This is a genomic window from Citrobacter sp. CtB7.12, assembly GCF_001297795.1.
GTDB lineage: Bacteria > Pseudomonadota > Gammaproteobacteria > Enterobacterales > Enterobacteriaceae > Citrobacter_A > Citrobacter_A amalonaticus.
On sequence record NZ_LIFT01000017.1, the window covers coordinates 55,821 to 73,176 of the forward strand.

A 17,356-nucleotide genomic window follows, 5' to 3' on the forward strand; every position below is an offset into this window, starting at 1 on the left:
TCCTCGAACTCAAAGCCTGACGGCGAATGGCTGCTATGATGACGCTAATCGTCAGTCTTGAACAGTAGGTTGCACCTTTTACTTCGATACATTTAGTCTATATCTGTTAAACACATTCACGCTGAACGCCTTAAACTATGTCTCACAAAAGGGGGCTTCCTGTGCGTATGACCGGCGCGTTACCGAAAAGTGTATTGATTCTGGAAATGGTGGGTATGGTGCTCCTGGCGCTGGCTTTGCTGTTGCTGAACCACTACCTGACGCTTCCCGCGCCGTTTAACAGCTCGTTAGCGGTCATTATCATGCTTTTTTTGGGCGTGCTGTTGATGATCCCCGCCGCACTGGCATTCGTCTGGCAAGTCGCGCAGCGGCTGGCGCCCCAGCTGATGAAGCCCTCATCCGATTCATCCCGTTCTGACCGAGAAAAAGAGAATGACTCCAACCATTAACCTTCTGCGTCGTCACCGTTCGATTCGCCATTATACCGATCAACCGATTACGCCTGAACAGCGAGAGGCGATTCTGGCCGCCGCTCAGGCGACCTCCAGCTCCAGCTTTTTGCAGTGTACATCCATTATTCGTATTACGGATCCGGTACTACGTGACGCACTGGTACCCTTAACCGGCGGTCAACAGCACGTCGCGCAGGCCGCTGAGTTTTGGGTCTTCTGCGCCGACTTCAACCGTCATCTGCAGATTTGCCCTGAAGCGCAATTAGGCCTTGCAGAGCAGTTGTTGCTGGGCGTCGTTGATACGGCGATGATGGCGCAAAACGCGCTGACGGCGGCGGAATCACTGGGACTGGGTGGTGTCTATATCGGCGGATTACGCAATAACATCGAATCTGTCACCGAGTTGCTGGCGCTGCCAAAACACGTACTGCCGCTGTTTGGGCTGTGCCTGGGCTGGCCTGCTGATAACCCGGAGCTGAAGCCGCGCCTGCCCGCAGCGATAGTGATGCATGAAAATCGTTATCAGCCGCTCGATAAGGACGTGCTGGCTGATTATGACGAACAGCTCGCGCAGTATTATCTCAGCCGTGGCAGCAATACCCGCCGTGACACCTGGAGCGATCATATTCGCCGCACGCTGATTAAGGAAAATCGTCCCTTTATCCTGGAATATTTGCATAAACAGGGTTGGGCCACGCGCTAAAAATTCCGCCGCTGTGTATGATACGCGGGATAGTGATCGAGTGATGCAGAGAGGTGCAGGGTGAAAATTGCCATATTGTCCCGGGATGGAACGCTCTACTCGTGTAAGCGCCTGCGTGAAGCGGCGATGACGCGTGGTCATCTGGTTGAAATACTCGACCCGCTTTCCTGTTATATGAACATCAATCCGGCGGCGTCCTCAATTCATTATAAAGGACGCAAGTTGCCTCATTTTGATGCCGTCATTCCGCGTATTGGTTCGGCGATTACCTTTTATGGTACGGCGGTGCTACGCCAGTTTGAGATGCTGGGCAGCTATCCGTTGAATGAATCTGTAGCGATTACCCGCGCCCGCGATAAGCTGCGTTCGTTGCAGTTGCTGGCGCGTCAGGGTATCGATCTCCCGATTACCGGCATTGCGCACTCGCCGGATGACACCAGCGATCTGATCGATATGGTTGGTGGCGCGCCGTTGGTGGTGAAACTGGTGGAGGGAACGCAAGGAATTGGCGTGGTACTGGCAGAAACCCGTCAGGCTGCCGAGAGCGTCGTGGATGCGTTCCGGGGGCTTAACGCCCACATTCTGGTTCAGGAATATATTAAAGAGGCCAAAGGCCGCGATATTCGCTGTCTGGTGGTGGGGGATGAGGTGGTTGCTGCCATCGAACGACGGGCGAAGGACGGCGATTTTCGTTCTAATCTCCATCGCGGCGGCGTCGCCTGCATTGCCAACATTACTCCCCGTGAGCGCAAAATTGCGATAAAAGCTGCGCAGACGATGGGGCTTGATGTTGCTGGTGTTGATATTTTACGCGCCGAGCGCGGCCCGCTGGTGATGGAAGTGAATGCCTCTCCGGGTCTGGAAGGGATCGAAAAAACCACCGGTATCGATATCGCCGGGCGGATGATTCAGTGGATCGAACGCCACGCGACGGCTGAATTTTGTCTCAAAACGGGTGGCTAGTCTTTAATATCGCCGATGATCGTGGCATGACGAACACTTTTTGCGTAAGCTGTGCCGGTATTTTTTTATCGTAAGAGGTAGCACATTATTATGACAGAATTGGTCGTTCCCACTCTGGATACGTTGCGGCAATGGCTCGACGACCTGGGCATGAGTTTTTTTGAATGTGATACCTGTCAGGCACTGCATTTACCACACATGCAAAATTTTGACGGCATCTACGATGCGAAATTAGATCTCGTCGATAATACGCTGCTGTTTTCCGCGATGGCTGAAGTGAGGCCTTCTGCGTTACTGCCGCTGGCCGCGGATCTGTCTGCCATCAATGCCAGTTCCCTCACTGTGAAAGCGTTCCTGGATATGCAGGATGATAATCTGCCAAAGCTGGTGGTTTGCCAGTCTTTATCCGTTATGCAAGGGGTAACTTACGCGCAGTTCGAGTGGTTCGTGCGCCAGAGCGAAGAGCAGATATCCATGGTCATTCTTGAAGCGGGCGCGCACCAGATGCTGTTTACCGCCGAAGAAGACGCGCAAAAAAGCAGCGTTGAGAACCATTTTCTTCACTGATTTTAACGTGAAGTATGGCGCGTATAGCGCAGTCGCTGCCAGAGCGGCTGCGGTTTACGTTCTTTTATTCTGCATTTAACCTTTCTTTAAAGAATTATTCACCTCCTTTCCCGCTGTTTCGCTTTATCACATAGACATAAATTGCATAAAAAATTGATAAAAGGCGTTTTTTAATCTGGGCTATAGCCTGAAACCCTGGCTAAAGTTATTCTTGCGAAGCTTAATTACAGCGAGCAATAACGGTCGGGGGAGCGTCCACTCTTCCTGGTTTTTGCCGAGTGACAAACTATGCACGTTTCTTGCATAGCATTGAGTGCAACTTTTTTGGTTCGTTTGTTAACGAACTTTGATAAGGAAAGAGATTATGACCGCCTTAAATAAAAAATGGCTATCGGGTCTGGTTGCGGGTGCTCTGATGGCCGTCTCTGCCGGCACGCTCGCTGCAGAACAAAAAACACTCCATATCTATAACTGGTCTGATTATATTGCGCCGGATACGGTCGCTAATTTTGAAAAAGAGACCGGCATCAAAGTGGTCTATGACGTTTTTGACTCCAACGAAGTGCTGGAAGGCAAACTGATGGCAGGTAGCACCGGTTTTGATCTGGTAGTGCCTTCCGCGAGCTTTCTTGAACGTCAGTTGACGGCAGGCGTTTTCCAGCCGCTGGATAAGAGCAAACTGCCGGGCTGGAAAAACCTCGATCCGGAATTGCTGAAACTGGTCGCCAAACACGACCCGGACAATAAATTCGCGATGCCGTATATGTGGGCGACCACCGGTATTGGCTACAACGTCGATAAAGTGAAAGCGGTGCTCGGCGCTGATGCCCCGCTTAATAGCTGGGATCTGGTGCTGAAGCCGGAAAATCTTGAAAAACTCAAGAGCTGTGGCGTCTCTTTCCTCGATGCGCCGGAAGAGGTGTTTGCCACCGTGCTGAACTATCTGGGTAAAGATCCGAACAGCACCAAAGCAGACGACTATACCGGACCGGCTACCGATCTGCTGCTCAAGCTGCGGCCGAATATCCGTTACTTCCACTCTTCGCAGTACATCAACGACCTGGCTAACGGCGATACCTGTGTGGCGATTGGCTGGGCGGGAGATGTCTGGCAGGCCGCCAACCGGGCGAAAGAGGCGAAGAATGGCGTCAATATCTCCTTCTCGATTCCGAAGGAAGGGGCAATGGCCTTCTTTGATGTCTTCGCGATGCCAGCAGATGCCAAAAATAAAGACGAGGCCTATCAGTTCCTCAACTACCTGTTGCGCCCGGATGTGATTGCGCATATCTCTGACCACGTGTTCTACGCGAATGCCAACAAAGAGGCGACGGCGTTGGTGAGTGCAGAAGTGCGTGATAATCCAGGTATTTATCCGCCAGCAGACGTGCGCGCGAAGATGTTCACCCTGAAAGTTCAGGATCCGAAGATTGACCGCGTCCGTACGCGTGCCTGGACCAAGGTGAAAAGCGGTAAATAACCTTTTACCGTAGGCCGGGCAAGCGAAGCGCTCCCGGCAACTGGCGCACCGTTCTGGTGCGCCTGCACCATGATTGTTTCTGCCGGAGAGCACCCCGTGAATGATGCCACCCCACGCCCGCAGGCGAAAACCCGTAAAGCGCTGACGCCGCTCCTCGAAATCCGCAACCTGACCAAATCCTTCGATGGTCAGCACGCTGTCGATGACGTAAGTCTGACCATTTATAAAGGCGAAATCTTTGCCCTGCTGGGCGCATCAGGCTGTGGAAAATCCACGCTGTTGCGCATGCTGGCGGGGTTTGAACAACCTACTACAGGACAAATCATGCTGGATGGCGTCGACCTGTCCCAGGTGCCGCCTTATTTACGGCCCATCAATATGATGTTTCAGTCCTATGCGCTGTTTCCCCATATGACGGTGGAACAGAATATCGCCTTTGGCCTGAAGCAGGACAAACTGCCGAAAGCAGAAATTGCCAGCCGGGTCGACGAGATGTTAGGTCTGGTGCATATGCAAGAGTTCGCTAAACGCAAACCGCATCAGCTTTCCGGCGGTCAGCGTCAGCGTGTGGCGCTGGCGAGAAGCCTGGCAAAACGGCCTAAACTTCTGCTGCTCGACGAACCGATGGGCGCACTGGATAAAAAGCTGCGTGACCGTATGCAGCTCGAAGTGGTCGATATCCTTGAGCGCGTCGGCGTAACCTGCGTGATGGTGACGCACGATCAGGAAGAGGCGATGACCATGGCCGGGCGTATCGCCATTATGAACCGTGGCAAGTTTGTGCAAATCGGTGAGCCGGAAGAAATTTACGAGCACCCGACCACGCGCTACAGCGCAGAGTTTATCGGCTCGGTCAATGTCTTTGAGGGCGTAATTAAAGAGCGCCAGGAAGACGGTCTGGTGCTCTATTCTCCTGGGCTGGTGCATCCGTTGAAGGTCGATCCGGATGCGTCGGTGGTGGATAACGTGCCGGTGCACGTGGCGCTGCGTCCGGAAAAAATCATGCTCTGCGAAGAGCCGCCTGCCGACGGTTTTAACTTCGCCGTCGGTGAAGTGGTGCACATTGCCTATCTTGGCGATCTCTCCATCTATCACGTTCGCCTGAAAAGCGGACAGATGATCAGCGCCCAGTTGCAAAACGCTCACCGTTATCGCAAAGGTCTGCCGACCTGGGGCGATGAGGTGCGTCTGTGCTGGGATGCGGACAGTTGTGTGGTGTTGACGGTTTAAGGAGCGAAGATGAGTACACTTGAACCTCCGGCACGCGTAGAAAAACCAGGCGGCTTTACGTTCTGGCTGGCGCGCGTGCAGATGAAACACGGGCGCAAACTGGTGATAGCGCTGCCTTACGTCTGGCTGATCCTGCTGTTTCTGCTGCCTTTTCTGATCGTCTTTAAAATCAGTCTGGCGGAGATGGCGCGAGCGATCCCGCCGTATACGGAGCTGATGGAGTGGGCCGACGGGCAACTGTCGATCACCCTTAATCTCGGTAACTTCCTACAGTTGACGGACGATCCGCTCTACTTTGATGCTTATCTGCAGTCACTACAGGTGGCGGGGATCTCGACGCTCTGCTGTCTGCTGCTGGGGTATCCATTGGCGTGGGCGGTGGCGCACAGCAAGCCGTCAACGCGTAATATTCTGCTGCTGTTGGTGATCCTGCCGTCGTGGACCTCGTTTTTGATCCGCGTATATGCCTGGATGGGGATACTGAAAAATAATGGCGTGTTGAATAACTTTCTGCTGTGGCTGGGCGTAATTGACCAGCCGCTGACCATTCTGCACACCAATCTGGCGGTGTATATCGGTATTGTGTACGCCTATTTGCCGTTCATGGTGCTGCCGATTTATACCGCACTGACGCGGATTGATTACTCGCTGGTGGAAGCGTCGCTGGATCTGGGTGCGCGTCCGTTGAAAACGTTCTTTAGTGTGATCGTCCCGCTGACCAAAGGCGGCATTATTGCCGGTTCTATGCTGGTGTTCATTCCGGCGGTGGGCGAGTTTGTGATCCCAGAACTGCTCGGCGGGCCAGACAGCATCATGATTGGTCGCGTGCTGTGGCAAGAGTTCTTTAACAACCGCGACTGGCCGGTGGCGTCTGCGGTCGCGATTGTCATGTTGCTGCTGCTGATCGTCCCGATTATGTGGTTTCACAAACATCAGCAAAAAAGCGGAGGGGCCCACGGATGAACAACTTACCGGTAATTCGTTCGCCCTGGCGGATTGTGATTCTGGTGCTCGGGTTTACTTTCCTGTATGCGCCGATGCTGATGCTGGTCATCTACTCGTTTAACAGTTCCAAACTGGTCACGGTGTGGGCTGGATGGTCAACGCGCTGGTATGGCGAACTGTTCCGCGATAGCGCAATGATGAGCGCAGTGGGGTTGAGTCTGACCATCGCCGCCTGCGCGGCGACCATGGCGGCGATACTCGGCACGATTGCTGCGGTGGTGATGGTGCGTTTTGGTCGCTTTCGCGGGTCGAACGGCTTTGCCTTTATGATCACCGCGCCGCTGGTGATGCCGGATGTGATCACCGGGCTCTCTTTGTTGCTGCTGTTTGTCGCACTGGGGCACGCTATTGGCTGGCCGTCAGATCGTGGCATGCTGACTATCTGGCTGGCACACGTCACGTTCTGTACGGCGTATGTGGCGGTGGTGATCTCCTCGCGCCTGCGTGAACTGGATCGCTCCATTGAGGAAGCGGCGATGGATCTGGGGGCGACGCCGCTGAAGGTGTTCTTTGTGATTACGCTGCCGATGATTATGCCAGCGGTGGTCTCCGGCTGGCTGCTGGCGTTTACCCTGTCGCTGGACGATCTGGTCATTGCCAGCTTTGTCTCCGGACCGGGCGCGACCACGTTACCGATGCTGGTCTTCTCCAGCGTGCGGATGGGCGTTAACCCGGAAATTAACGCCCTGGCGACGCTGATACTCGGGGTGGTGGGAATTGTTGGTTTTATCGCCTGGTATTTGATGGCTCGCACGGAAAAACAGCGGATCCGCGATATCCAACGTGCAAGACGTGACTGAAGACACTAAAATCTGCCAACCTGGCTACATAATGCCGCGCTCGTCGCGGCATTGTTTTCATGGAAGACGATTCGTTGGGATTTTTTAATAAAACATCCTCATCACATGCCCGCCTGAATGTGCCCACGCTGGTGCAGGTGGCGGCGCTCGCCATTATTATGATCCGTGGGCTCGACCTGCTGATGATTTTCAACACCCTTGGCATTCGCGGACTGGGCGAGTTTATTCATCGCAGCGTGCAGACATGGAATTTAACGCTGGTTTTTCTCGGCAGCCTGATGCTGGTATTTATTGAAATCTGGTGTGCGTTTTCACTGGTGAAAGGGCGTAACTGGGCGCGCTGGATCTATCTCCTCACGCAGGTGATTGCCGCCAGCTATTTGTGGGCGGCCTCGCTGGGCTACGGCTATCCAGAGCTGTTCAGCATTGCGGGTGAGTCAAAGCGGGAGATTCTGCGTACGCTGGTAATGCAAAAACTGCCCGATATGCTGGTGCTGTTATTACTGTTTGTGCCCGCGGCCAGTCGTCGCTTCTTCCGCTTACAATAATGTGTATAATCCTCGCCCCTGTTTAGATAAAGGTTTCCGTATGCAGTGCGCACTCTATGACGCCGGTCGCTGTCGTTCCTGTCAGTGGATCACGCAGCCCGTCGGCGAGCAACTCACCGCCAAAACCGCCGATCTGCAAAATTTGCTTGCCGGTTTTCCCGTCGGAGAATGGTGCGTGCCGGTCAGCGGCCCGGAGCTGGCGTTTCGCAATAAAGCTAAGATGGTGGTCAGCGGCAGCGTGGAAAAACCGTTGCTGGGCATGTTGCATCGCGATGGTACGCCAGAAGATCTGTGCGATTGCCCGCTCTATCCGGCCTCGTTTGCGCCGGTGTTTGCTGTGCTGAAACCGTTTATTGCGCGGGCCGGACTAACTCCCTACAACGTGGCACGCAAGCGTGGAGAGCTTAAGTACCTTTTGCTGACGGAAAGTCAGTTTGATGGCGGTATGATGCTGCGCTTTGTTCTGCGTTCCGACAGTAAACTGGCGCAGTTGCGTGCTGCGCTGCCGTGGTTGCAGGCGCAACTGCCGCAACTGAAGGTCATCAGCGTCAATCTTCAGCCGGTGCATATGGCGATTATGGAAGGGGAGACAGAAATCTTTCTGACTGAACAGCAGGCGCTGGCGGAGCGGTTTAACGACGTGCCGCTGTGGATCCGCCCGCACAGTTTCTTCCAGACCAACCCGGCGGTGGCAAGCCAATTATATGCCACAGCGCGTGACTGGGTGCGGCAGTTGCCGGTGAACCACATGTGGGATCTGTTCTGTGGTGTCGGTGGGTTTGGTCTGCACTGCGCGACGCCGCAGATGCAGTTGACGGGAATTGAAATTGCGCCGGAAGCCATTGTCTGTGCGAAGCAGTCAGCGGCGGAACTGGGCTTAACCAATCTTCATTTTCAGGCGCTGGATTCGACGCAGTTTGCCACCGGGCAGGGGGCTGTGCCGGATCTGGTGCTGGTGAACCCGCCGCGCCGCGGAATTGGTAAATCCTTGTGTGATTACCTCAGCCGAATGGCACCGCAATTTATCATCTATTCCAGCTGTAATGCGCAGACGATGGCGAAAGACATTGCCGCATTGCCAGGCTATCGCATTGAACGGGTACAGCTTTTCGATATGTTCCCACATACCGCGCATTATGAAGTGCTGACATTGTTGCTGAAGGACGAGTCACGGTTTGCCGGATAGCGGCGGTGGCGCCTTATCCGGCTTGCGAGTGAAGTGTATTTTGTAGGCCTGATAAGCGTAGCGTCATCAGGCACTCTACAGCCAATTCTCGGTCTTACTGCGGGAACCACTGGTCGTTGATTTTTTGGTACGTACCATCGGCCTTGATCGCCGCCAGCGCAGCGTTCAGTTTATCGAGCAGCACTTTATTATCCGGGCGAACCGCGATGCCGAGGCCGGTACCGAAGTACTGTGGATCGGTGACTTTCTCGGTTGCCACACCCAACTGCGGGTTAGTTTTCAGCCACTCGTTCACCACGGCGGTATCACCGAATACGCCATCAATACGGCCATTTTTCAGGTCGATAAACGCATTCTGATAGCTGTCATAGGCCACGGTTTTCACTTCCGGGTGCTTGTCCTGCAAGTATTTCTGGTGAGTGGTGCCGTTTTCCATCCCGATACGTTTACCTTTCAGGTCGGCAAAGGTTTTATAGGTATCTTTCTTCGAAATCACCAGCGCCGAGTTGGCATAGTAGGGGGTCGTAAACGCCACCTGTTTGCTCCGCTCTGGAGTGATATCCATACCGGAAATCACAGCGTCATATTTTTTGAACTTGAGCGCCGGGATAAGGCTGTCAAATGCATGGTTGGTGAAAGTACATTCTGCCTGCATCTGTTTGCATAAGGCTTTTGCCAGATCGAGGTCGAAGCCGACGATTTGGTTATTGGCATCCATAGATTCGAACGGTGGATAGGTCGCAGAGACGCCAAAACTGATTTTTTCAGCGGCAGAGGCACCGAAGGTGAAAGAGGCAAGTAATGTGGCCAGAACTAACTTTTTCATGGTTGGACTCCCGTTATGATGAGGCGCCGTTTCTGCGGCATGTATTTACAATGCCAGTAAATGAATTTGTATGCAATAAAAATGATTAACTATTTTGTGATAAATAAAAAAAGACGGACAGGTTATAAACTTGTCCGTCTTGTTGGTTGTGATTTATGCAATAAAGTGCTTAGTTTCGACGTTCGAATGCCAGCGCTTTGCGCTCGATCAGACGCATCATTAACGTCAACAGGCCGTTGACGATCAGGTAGATAACTCCCGCTGCGCCGAACACCATCACATCATAGGTGCGACCGTACAGCAGCTGACCATAACCCATCACTTCCATCAGCGTGATGGTATATGCCAGAGAGGTACTTTTGAACACCAGCACCACTTCGTTGGAATACGAGGAGAGGGCGCGTTTAAAGGCATACGGCAACAGGATTGCCAGCGTGTCTTTCTTGCTCATCCCCAGCGCGCCGCAGGACTGCCACTGGCCTTCCGGAATCGCGCGAATCGCCCCGTAGAACAGTTGAGTGGTATAAGCTGCGCTGTTAAGCGACAGTGCAATCAAGGCGCACAACCACGGCTCTGACAGCAGATGCCACAGAACCGGATACTCCTGCAGAGACGGAAACTGACCCGGTCCGTAGTAGATCAAGAAGATCTGAACCAGCAGCGGCGTACCGGTAAACAGCGTGATATAGCCACGCACCAGCCAGACTACCACCGGCGTTTTCAACGTCAGAACAATCGTGAAAATCAACGCCAGAATCAGGGCAACGACAATGGATGCCACCGTCAGGGTCAGGCTGGTATGCAGTCCTTTCAGCAGTTCAGGTAAATACTCAAACATCAGCCTGGTCTCCGCTCAAAACGTGTCGCGCGCAGGTCAATGCGTTTGAGAATGTACTGGCTCACCAGCGTAATCACCAGGTAGATCGCCGCAGCGATAATGTACCAGTTAAACGGTTCCTGGGTTCGCGTGGCGATACTCTTGGTTTGCAGCATCAGGTCGTTGACGCTGATGAGGCTCACCAGCGCGGTATCTTTCAGCAATACCAGCCACTGGTTGCCCAGCCCCGGCAGCGCATGACGCCACATTTGCGGCATCACCAGCCGGAAGAAAATGGCGGTCTTCGACAGTCCCAACGCCTGGCCGGATTCCCACTGCCCCAGCGGTACCGCTTTTAGCGCGCCGCGCAACGTTTGAGACGCATAGGCTGCGTAGAGCAGAGAGAGGGCAATCACCCCACACAGGAAGGGGCTGACGTCGAAGTTTTCGATCTCCATTCGTACCGGAATCTGCACGACGCCCAGATTGATCGTAAAGCCATCAGAGAGCATCAGCAGCAGTTGAGAGGAGCCGAAATAGATAAACAGCACCACCAGAATTTCCGGCAGGCCGCGTAAAATGGTGACCAGCGCGGAACCCGTCCACGCGACAGGACGCCATTTCACTGACTCCCAGACGGCGAAAAGCATTGCCAGCGCCAGGCCGAGGATCAGTGCACAAACGGCAAGGCCGACGGTCATCCCGGCGGCGCTTGCAAGTGGGAAAAATTCGTTCATCAAGGCTTACTTCTGGAACCATTTGTTATAGATGGTCTCGTAAGTCCCATCTTTCTTCACTTTTTCCAGCGCAGTGTTGAATTTCTGCTGCAGTTCCTCATTGCCCTGGCGTACGGCGATGCCGAGGCCGGTGCCGAAGTAATCTTTATCCGTCACTTTGTCGCCAACCGGCGCCAGCTTCGGATTGTCTTTCAGCCACTCTGTGACCACCGCGGTATCACCGAACACACTGTCAATACGGCCGTTTTGCAGATCCAGTTTCGCATTCTGGTAGCTGTCATACGGAACGGTAGTGATTTCCGGGTGCTTATCCATGATGAATTTCTGGTGAGTGGTGCCATTCTGCACGCCCACTTTCTTGCCTTTCAGCTGATCAACGCCAGTGAATTTACCCTGCTGACCAATGAACAGCGCGGAGTTGTCATAGTAAGGGGTCGTGAACAGCACCTGTTTTTCACGCTCGGGCGTGATATCCATCCCGGCCATCACCGCGTCGAAACGGCGGAATTTCAGGCTTGGGATCAGGCTGTCAAATGCCTGGTTGGTAAAGGTACAGGTCGCGTCGATCTCTTTACACAGCGCATTGGCCAGATCGACATCAAAGCCGACAATCTTGTTATTAGCGTCCATGGATTCAAACGGAGGATAGGACGCTTCGGTCGCAAAACGAATGGTCTGGGCTGCTGTAGCGGAAAGGCTAAAGCCTGCGATAAGCGCGGCAATCAGAACTTTTTTCATTGTGTTGTCCCGAATCTTAGTGAGAGAGATAGTTTTTAAATGCTTCGGTCTGCGGGTCGGCAAAGCAACTCGCATTACCCTGCTCGACGATATGACCGTTTTCCATATACACGACGCGGCTGGCGGTTTTACGCGCCACTTCTACTTCGTGCGTCACGATCACTTGTGTAATTTTAGTTTCCGCCAGTTCACGAATGATGCTGACGATCTGCGCGGTAATTTCCGGGTCCAACGCGGCGGTGGGTTCATCAAACAGCAACACCTGCGGCTCCATCATCAACGCGCGGGCAATGGCCACACGCTGCTGCTGTCCGCCGGAGAGATGCAGCGGATAGCGATCGCTGTAAGGTTTCAGGCGCAGGCGTTCAAGCAGCTTTTCGGCGCGCGCCAGTGCCTGATCTTTCGACAGACCCAGCACGCGGCAGGGTGCCTCAATCAGATTCTGTTGCACAGTGAGGTGCGGCCACAGATTGTATTGCTGAAAGACCATTCCGACGTTCTGACGCAGCTCGCGAATCGCTTTATCTGACGGCGTCTTGCGGAAATCGAAGTGATTTCCCGCAATGTTAAGCGTACCGGAACGCGGCATCTCAAGCAGATTGAGTACCCGCAGCAGTGAGCTTTTACCGGCCCCGCTTGGGCCCAGTAACACCAGTGTTTCACCCTGCGGGCAATCCAGCGTGATATCGAACAGCGCCTGATGCGCGCCGTAGAAGCAGTTAATGCCGTTTAATTGAATACTCATTGATGCTCGTATACTGGCCGTCTGATAGCTATTGAAGCCGCAGATAGTACCTTTGACAGAATAGTTATGCAATATTTATGCTTTAAAAGTTAAATATAACGCGCATTTCTCATTAAACATAGCACAAAATAGCGAGGGGGAAGGTCGGTAAGAACAATTGTCGGCATTCCATGCAGAATGCCGGACAATTTACGGGGGGACAATTTTTAGCGCGTTTAAGCGGAGAGATTAACGGTTTTCAACCGACTGACGAAGCGTACCGGCCGGGGCATGCACGCTGCCGCCGAGATAGCGAACATCATCAATGACCCAGCACTGGCCTTCACGGATCATCAGCACTTCATCCTGCCAGTTCTGATCGCCCTGTTTCAGCGCAACGCGTAGTGGGATGTTTCGTGCATCACTATTCGGAATGGTCGAGGCGCTGGCAACACTGGCGCTGTCCGGCGGCGTGGCGCGGCTGGAGAACGGATCGCTGCTCATCAGTTGACGATGCGCGCTGTCACGACTGGCATCCGACAGCAGTTTCGCCAGGCTGTCGCTCAGATAAGGGCGCAGGGCGGTGAGATCATTACTGCGGTGCTGGATACGATAGTCATAGAATTGTTGAGCCACACTGTCCGGGCCGCCATCCACACAGGCCCCCGCACGCGGCCCGTTGTCTTTATAGGCTGGCGTGACGGTAGTGCAGGCGCTGAGCAGCAGCGCGCAAGGGATGAGCAGGGAGAGTTTCGAATAGCGCATAGTGATTTCCTTATAAGCGTTCTGCCATGAGTCTTCTAAGATAACAGTCATCTACGATAATCAATTATATCCTTTCAATGATAGTGTATGGCGCTGATAATGTGCTGAATGTAACCAGGAGAGACATCATGCAATTTTCGACAACCCCCACGCTCGAAGGACAAAGCATCGTGGAATACTGCGGTGTGGTCACAGGCGAAGCCATTCTGGGCGCGAATATTTTCCGGGACTTTTTTGCCGGTATCCGCGATATCGTCGGCGGTCGTTCAGGCGCTTACGAAAAAGAGTTACGCAAAGCGCGTGAAATTGCTTTCGCAGAGCTGGGCGAGCAGGCGAAAGCGCTGGGCGCTGACGCCGTCGTGGGCATTGATATCGATTATGAAACGGTCGGCAAAGACAGCAGCATGCTGATGGTCAGCGTCAGCGGGACGGCGGTGAAAACGCGTCGATGAGAAAGGGGTTATGGCTGGCGGCCTTTGCGTTACTGCTGACGGGATGCGCGGGCGAAAAAGGGATCGTTGATAAAGACGGTTATCAGCTTGATACCCGTCATCAGGCGCAGGCGGCATATCCGCGCATCAAAGTGTTGGTGATCCACTATACCGCGGATGACTTCGATAGCTCGCTGGCGACGCTGACGGATAAAAACGTCAGTTCGCATTATCTGATCCCGTCCGTGCCGCCGTTGCATCGCGGTAAACCGCGTATCTGGCAACTGGTGCCGGAACAGGATCTGGCGTGGCATGCCGGTATCAGTTTCTGGCGCGGCGCGACGCGCATCAACGACACCTCGATTGGCATTGAGCTGGAAAATCGCGGCTGGCAAAAATCGGCGGGTGATAAATATTTTGCCCCGTTTGAGCCTGCGCAGATTCAGGCGCTGATCCCGCTGGCAAAAGACATTATCGCCCGTTACGACATCAAGCCACAGAACGTGGTCGCGCATGCGGATATTGCCCCACAGCGAAAAGACGATCCCGGTCCGCTGTTTCCCTGGCGAGCGCTGGCAGCACAAGGCATTGGCGCCTGGCCCGATGCGCAGCGGGTAAATTTCTACCTCGCTGGGCGGGCGCCGCATACGCCCGTTGAGATGGCCTCACTGCTGGATCTGTTGTCGCGTTATGGGTATGAGGTGAAGCCTGAAATGACCGCGCGTGAACAGCAGCGCGTTGTGATGGCGTTTCAGATGCACTTCCGCCCGACGTTGTGGAACGGCGTTGCCGATGCCGAAACGCAGGCGATTGCTGAGGCGTTACTGGAAAAGTATGGGCAAGGTTAGCGATGCAGTTTTCCGTGGTCGCGCAACCACGCGGCCGTTTTCACAATGCCTTCATCCAGCGTCACCACCGGCTTATACCCCAGTTCCGTTTCGGCACGGCTGATATCCAGCGTAAAATCGAAATTCAGCTTCGACACCCCGTAGTGGGTTAACGCCGGTTCTTTGGCAGACTTATTGCCAAAGTGCTCCAGGCTGCGGGCAATCATATCCAGCATCGGATAGGGCACGGAACGGATCCGGCAGTGAATATTCAGTTCATCAATCAGCTTTTGCACGATACTGCGCAGGGTTCTGGGTTCGCCGTTGGTGATGTTGTACACCCGACCGGACGGCAGGCTGTCGCACAGTTCCTGACTCGCCAGCCACATCGCGTGGATTGCGTTCTCATAGTAGGTCATATCGACCATCGCGCTGCCGCCGTGCGGCAACAGCACGCTGCCGTAGTGGTGCATCATGTGCGCCAGACGGGGAATAAACACTTTGTCGTGTGGGCCAAACAGGCTCTGTGGGCGCAACACCGTAAACCGGGTCTGCGGGTTGGCCTGGGCCAGCAGGCTGATGACCTCTTCGCCAGCGGCTTTGCTGCGGGCAAATTCGTTGGCAAAGCGGTGCGGGCGAAAATCTTCTTTGATATCGCGATGATGGTGATAATCGAAATAAAGCGATGGAGAGGAAATATGAACAAAGTTACGCACGCCCCATGCGACGGCCCATTCGCCAAGACGGCGGGTCGCACGTACGTTTGCCAGATCAAAGGCTTCCTGAGTTCCCCAGGGTGAGGTGAAACTTGAGCAGTGCCACAGCGTATCGATGCCCGCAAGCATAACCTTCGCCTGCGAAGAGACCAGCTCGGTCAGATCCGCATGCACAAACTCCGCGCCCATTTTTTCGAGCAGTTTACCCATCGCTTCGTTGCGACCGGTCGCTCTGACGCTGATGCCTTTGTTGCGCAAAAACTCAACCGCGTTTCGTCCTAAGCCGCTGGTTGCGCCGGTAACCAGTACCTTCATATCAGTCCACTGTGTTTAATAAAACGTCGTGCGCATTCTTCCGTGAATTACGTCGGTATGCAATGGGAAACATGAAACAATACAGTAAGTTTTTACGATTTATCTGTGATTTGTTCTGCAAGTCTGGCAATTTTCTTTGCCATCCCCCGGAAAATAAACAGGTGCGCCGGGATCATCAGCAGCCAGTAGAAAAGCCCTGGCATACCGTGCGGATGCCACCAGGCACGCACGTCAATTTCGCGATGATCGCCCTTATCGTCAAGGGTAAAGCTCAGCCGTCCCAGGCCTGGCGCTTTCATGCCAAACAGCAGCGCGAGCTGTTTTTCTGGCTCGACGATAATCACTTTCCAACTGTCTACAGTATCGCCCGGTTGAAGCAGTTCGTGTTCAGGGCGACCTTTTGCCAGCCGATGCCCGACTAGCAGATCCAGCGCGGCCCGGATCTTCCACAATCCATTGCCAAAGAAATAGCCCTCTTTGCCGCCAAGACGGTTCACTACCCGCCACAACGCCGGCAAACTGGCGGATGTCTTTACGGTAAACCCGGCCTGTTTGGCGAAAAAACCGTATTCCGGTCGCCAGCGGGCAAACGCCTGCGCGTCGTAACCCCAGTCGCTGGAGTTCACCAGTTTCTCCTCTTCCTTCAGCGTGCTGCGTACAGCATCGTCAAAGGCGATAAGCTTTTGGGGTATCAACGCCCGTAGTTCGCTGTCATCGGCCAGCAGATCGTGTCTGAGACCCTGTATCAACGCTTTCGCGGTGGTAGGCGGCACCGAGGTGATGACATTCAGGAACCAGACGGAAATCCAACGGGTGGGAAAGGGGATGGGGATAAGCCAGCGATGCTTGCCGCTCACCGTCATGAAATGTTCGAGCTGCTGCTGGTAGCTAAGCACCTGTGGCCCGGCGGCTTCAAAGATCCGATGCTCACGGGACGGGTGATCCAGCAAGGCCACCAGATAATGCAGCAGGTTTTCCAGCGCGATGGGCGTGGTACGTGAGCGCACCCAGCGCGGCGGGGTCAGCACCGGCAGGTTGTAGACCATGTCGCGCATCACTTCAAAAGCGGCGGAACCGGCTCCGACGATGATCCCGGCGCGCAGTTCCGTTACCGGTACGCCAGACTCGCGCAGGGTATCGGCGGTGATCTGCCGCGCCCGCAGGTGGTCAGACTGCTCATGTTCCGGCGCCTGCAAGGAGCTGAGAAAAATCAGTTGCCCGACCGGCGTTTCACGCAGAGCATCACGCACGTTAAGCGCGACCTGACGCTCATGGGCAATGAAATCGCCGCCTTCTCCCATACCGTGTACCAGATAGTAGACGGTATCAACATTCGTCAACAGAGACGCAAGCTGCGTCGGCCAGTTCAGATCGACCTTATGACAGCTGACGTTGGGCAACTGCTGTTTGTCCAGCCGTTCAATGCGACGTGCCACCGCCAGTACCTGATGTCCTTGCTGGTTGAGCGCCTGCACCAGATGTTGACCAATGTAACCACTGGCGCCAAGAACCACTATGCGTTGCGGCAC

20 protein-coding genes are annotated in these 17,356 nt (G+C 54.2%); 12 read left to right on the top strand and 8 right to left on the bottom strand.

Annotated elements, in window-relative coordinates:
• The first annotated feature begins 161 nt into the window (after positions 1–161).
• The 10 genes from AOY24_RS17875 (at position 162) to rlmC (ending at position 8,931) form a co-directional block, all read left to right on the top strand.
• Complete coding sequence (locus AOY24_RS17875; RefSeq protein ID WP_043001238.1) at positions 162–449, top strand: DUF1418 family protein; 288 nt, start codon at positions 162–164, stop codon at positions 447–449.
• Positions 433–1,155, top strand: a complete 723-nt coding sequence (nfsA, locus tag AOY24_RS17880) for an oxygen-insensitive NADPH nitroreductase (RefSeq protein WP_043001237.1) — start codon at positions 433–435, stop codon at positions 1,153–1,155. Before AOY24_RS17875 ends, nfsA begins: the two co-directional genes overlap by 17 nt.
• A 60-nt stretch (positions 1,156–1,215) precedes the next feature.
• Positions 1,216–2,118: a 30S ribosomal protein S6--L-glutamate ligase gene (rimK, locus tag AOY24_RS17885; RefSeq protein WP_044256380.1), complete on the top strand. Its 903-nt coding sequence runs from the start codon at positions 1,216–1,218 to the stop codon at positions 2,116–2,118.
• A gap of 90 nt (positions 2,119–2,208) precedes the next feature.
• The gene (locus AOY24_RS17890) at positions 2,209–2,685 is read left to right on the top strand and encodes a YbjN domain-containing protein (protein ID WP_043001235.1); all 477 of its coding nucleotides are present in this window, start codon (positions 2,209–2,211) and stop codon (positions 2,683–2,685) included.
• Between the two features lie 364 nt (positions 2,686–3,049).
• Positions 3,050–4,162: a spermidine/putrescine ABC transporter substrate-binding protein PotF gene (gene potF, locus AOY24_RS17895; protein ID WP_043001234.1), complete on the top strand. Its 1,113-nt coding sequence runs from the start codon at positions 3,050–3,052 to the stop codon at positions 4,160–4,162.
• A 96-nt stretch (positions 4,163–4,258) separates the two neighbouring features.
• Positions 4,259–5,392 (top strand): putrescine ABC transporter ATP-binding subunit PotG, encoded by a 1,134-nt coding sequence (gene potG, locus AOY24_RS17900; RefSeq protein WP_044264253.1) that lies wholly within the window; start codon positions 4,259–4,261, stop codon positions 5,390–5,392.
• Between the two features lie 9 nt (positions 5,393–5,401).
• Positions 5,402–6,355 (top strand): putrescine ABC transporter permease PotH, encoded by a 954-nt coding sequence (gene potH / locus AOY24_RS17905; protein ID WP_043001233.1) that lies wholly within the window; start codon positions 5,402–5,404, stop codon positions 6,353–6,355.
• Entirely contained in the window at positions 6,352–7,197 is an 846-nt protein-coding gene (potI, locus tag AOY24_RS17910; RefSeq protein WP_042320333.1) for a putrescine ABC transporter permease PotI, read from the top strand. The genes potH and potI overlap by 4 nt, the downstream gene beginning before the upstream one ends.
• A gap of 59 nt (positions 7,198–7,256) precedes the next feature.
• Positions 7,257–7,745: a YbjO family protein gene (locus tag AOY24_RS17915; protein WP_043001232.1), complete on the top strand. Its 489-nt coding sequence runs from the start codon at positions 7,257–7,259 to the stop codon at positions 7,743–7,745.
• Between the two features lie 40 nt (positions 7,746–7,785).
• On the top strand, positions 7,786–8,931 hold the full coding sequence (gene rlmC / locus AOY24_RS17920; RefSeq protein ID WP_043001231.1) for a 23S rRNA (uracil(747)-C(5))-methyltransferase RlmC: 1,146 nt from the start codon (positions 7,786–7,788) through the stop codon (positions 8,929–8,931).
• Between the two features lie 94 nt (positions 8,932–9,025).
• Here the strand turns inward: rlmC and artJ are convergent, their stop codons facing one another.
• The 6 genes from artJ to AOY24_RS17950 form a co-directional block, all read right to left on the bottom strand.
• The gene (gene artJ / locus AOY24_RS17925; RefSeq protein WP_043001230.1) at positions 9,026–9,757 is read right to left on the bottom strand and encodes an arginine ABC transporter substrate-binding protein ArtJ; all 732 of its coding nucleotides are present in this window, start codon (positions 9,755–9,757) and stop codon (positions 9,026–9,028) included.
• A gap of 169 nt (positions 9,758–9,926) precedes the next feature.
• Entirely contained in the window at positions 9,927–10,595 is a 669-nt protein-coding gene (gene artM / locus AOY24_RS17930) for an arginine ABC transporter permease ArtM (RefSeq protein WP_042320323.1), read from the bottom strand.
• Positions 10,595–11,311 (bottom strand): arginine ABC transporter permease ArtQ, encoded by a 717-nt coding sequence (gene artQ, locus AOY24_RS17935; RefSeq protein WP_043001228.1) that lies wholly within the window; start codon positions 11,309–11,311, stop codon positions 10,595–10,597. Before artQ ends, artM begins: the two co-directional genes overlap by 1 nt.
• A 6-nt stretch (positions 11,312–11,317) precedes the next feature.
• A complete protein-coding gene (gene artI / locus AOY24_RS17940) occupies positions 11,318–12,049 on the bottom strand; it encodes an arginine ABC transporter substrate-binding protein ArtI (RefSeq protein WP_043001227.1) in 732 nt (243 codons plus the stop codon).
• Positions 12,050–12,065: 16 nt separating this feature from the next.
• A complete protein-coding gene (gene artP / locus AOY24_RS17945; RefSeq protein ID WP_043001226.1) occupies positions 12,066–12,794 on the bottom strand; it encodes an arginine ABC transporter ATP-binding protein ArtP in 729 nt (242 codons plus the stop codon).
• Between the two features lie 228 nt (positions 12,795–13,022).
• A complete protein-coding gene (locus tag AOY24_RS17950) occupies positions 13,023–13,538 on the bottom strand; it encodes a lipoprotein (RefSeq protein WP_043001225.1) in 516 nt (171 codons plus the stop codon).
• 128 nt (positions 13,539–13,666) lie between these two features.
• Between AOY24_RS17950 and AOY24_RS17955 the strand changes: the two genes are divergently transcribed.
• Together AOY24_RS17955 and AOY24_RS17960 are read left to right on the top strand one after the other, a co-directional pair.
• Positions 13,667–13,990 carry a heavy metal-binding domain-containing protein gene (locus AOY24_RS17955; protein ID WP_042320310.1) on the top strand — a complete coding sequence of 108 codons (324 nt, stop codon included), beginning with the start codon at positions 13,667–13,669 and terminating at the stop codon, positions 13,988–13,990.
• Positions 13,987–14,817 carry an N-acetylmuramoyl-L-alanine amidase gene (locus AOY24_RS17960; protein WP_044256372.1) on the top strand — a complete coding sequence of 277 codons (831 nt, stop codon included), beginning with the start codon at positions 13,987–13,989 and terminating at the stop codon, positions 14,815–14,817. The genes AOY24_RS17955 and AOY24_RS17960 overlap by 4 nt, the downstream gene beginning before the upstream one ends.
• On the opposite strand, the gene AOY24_RS17965 is transcribed toward AOY24_RS17960, so the two are convergent.
• On the bottom strand, positions 14,814–15,827 hold the full coding sequence (locus AOY24_RS17965; protein WP_043001223.1) for an NAD(P)-dependent oxidoreductase: 1,014 nt from the start codon (positions 15,825–15,827) through the stop codon (positions 14,814–14,816). The two genes, AOY24_RS17960 and AOY24_RS17965, sit on opposite strands and share 4 nt — an antisense overlap.
• 92 nt (positions 15,828–15,919) lie before the next feature.
• Entirely contained in the window at positions 15,920–17,356 is a 1,437-nt protein-coding gene (locus AOY24_RS17970; RefSeq protein WP_054177095.1) for an SDR family oxidoreductase, read from the bottom strand.

What these genes read in the sequence shown, in the direction of transcription:
- nfsA (WP_043001237.1), top strand. Translation starts at nt 433, where the DNA reads ATGACTCCAACCATTAACCTTCTGCGTCGTCACCGTTCGATTCGCCAT.
- AOY24_RS17890 (WP_043001235.1), top strand. Translation starts at nt 2,209, where the DNA reads ATGACAGAATTGGTCGTTCCCACTCTGGATACGTTGCGGCAATGGCTC.
- potF (WP_043001234.1), top strand. Translation starts at nt 3,050, where the DNA reads ATGACCGCCTTAAATAAAAAATGGCTATCGGGTCTGGTTGCGGGTGCT.
- potH (WP_043001233.1), top strand. Translation starts at nt 5,402, where the DNA reads ATGAGTACACTTGAACCTCCGGCACGCGTAGAAAAACCAGGCGGCTTT.
- potI (WP_042320333.1), top strand. Translation starts at nt 6,352, where the DNA reads ATGAACAACTTACCGGTAATTCGTTCGCCCTGGCGGATTGTGATTCTG.
- AOY24_RS17915 (WP_043001232.1), top strand. Translation starts at nt 7,257, where the DNA reads ATGGAAGACGATTCGTTGGGATTTTTTAATAAAACATCCTCATCACAT.
- rlmC (WP_043001231.1), top strand. Translation starts at nt 7,786, where the DNA reads ATGCAGTGCGCACTCTATGACGCCGGTCGCTGTCGTTCCTGTCAGTGG.
- artJ (WP_043001230.1), bottom strand. Translation starts at nt 9,757, where the DNA reads ATGAAAAAGTTAGTTCTGGCCACATTACTTGCCTCTTTCACCTTCGGT.
- artM (WP_042320323.1), bottom strand. Translation starts at nt 10,595, where the DNA reads ATGTTTGAGTATTTACCTGAACTGCTGAAAGGACTGCATACCAGCCTG.
- artQ (WP_043001228.1), bottom strand. Translation starts at nt 11,311, where the DNA reads ATGAACGAATTTTTCCCACTTGCAAGCGCCGCCGGGATGACCGTCGGC.
- artI (WP_043001227.1), bottom strand. Translation starts at nt 12,049, where the DNA reads ATGAAAAAAGTTCTGATTGCCGCGCTTATCGCAGGCTTTAGCCTTTCC.
- artP (WP_043001226.1), bottom strand. Translation starts at nt 12,794, where the DNA reads ATGAGTATTCAATTAAACGGCATTAACTGCTTCTACGGCGCGCATCAG.
- AOY24_RS17950 (WP_043001225.1), bottom strand. Translation starts at nt 13,538, where the DNA reads ATGCGCTATTCGAAACTCTCCCTGCTCATCCCTTGCGCGCTGCTGCTC.
- AOY24_RS17955 (WP_042320310.1), top strand. Translation starts at nt 13,667, where the DNA reads ATGCAATTTTCGACAACCCCCACGCTCGAAGGACAAAGCATCGTGGAA.
- AOY24_RS17960 (WP_044256372.1), top strand. Translation starts at nt 13,987, where the DNA reads ATGAGAAAGGGGTTATGGCTGGCGGCCTTTGCGTTACTGCTGACGGGA.
- AOY24_RS17965 (WP_043001223.1), bottom strand. Translation starts at nt 15,827, where the DNA reads ATGAAGGTACTGGTTACCGGCGCAACCAGCGGCTTAGGACGAAACGCG.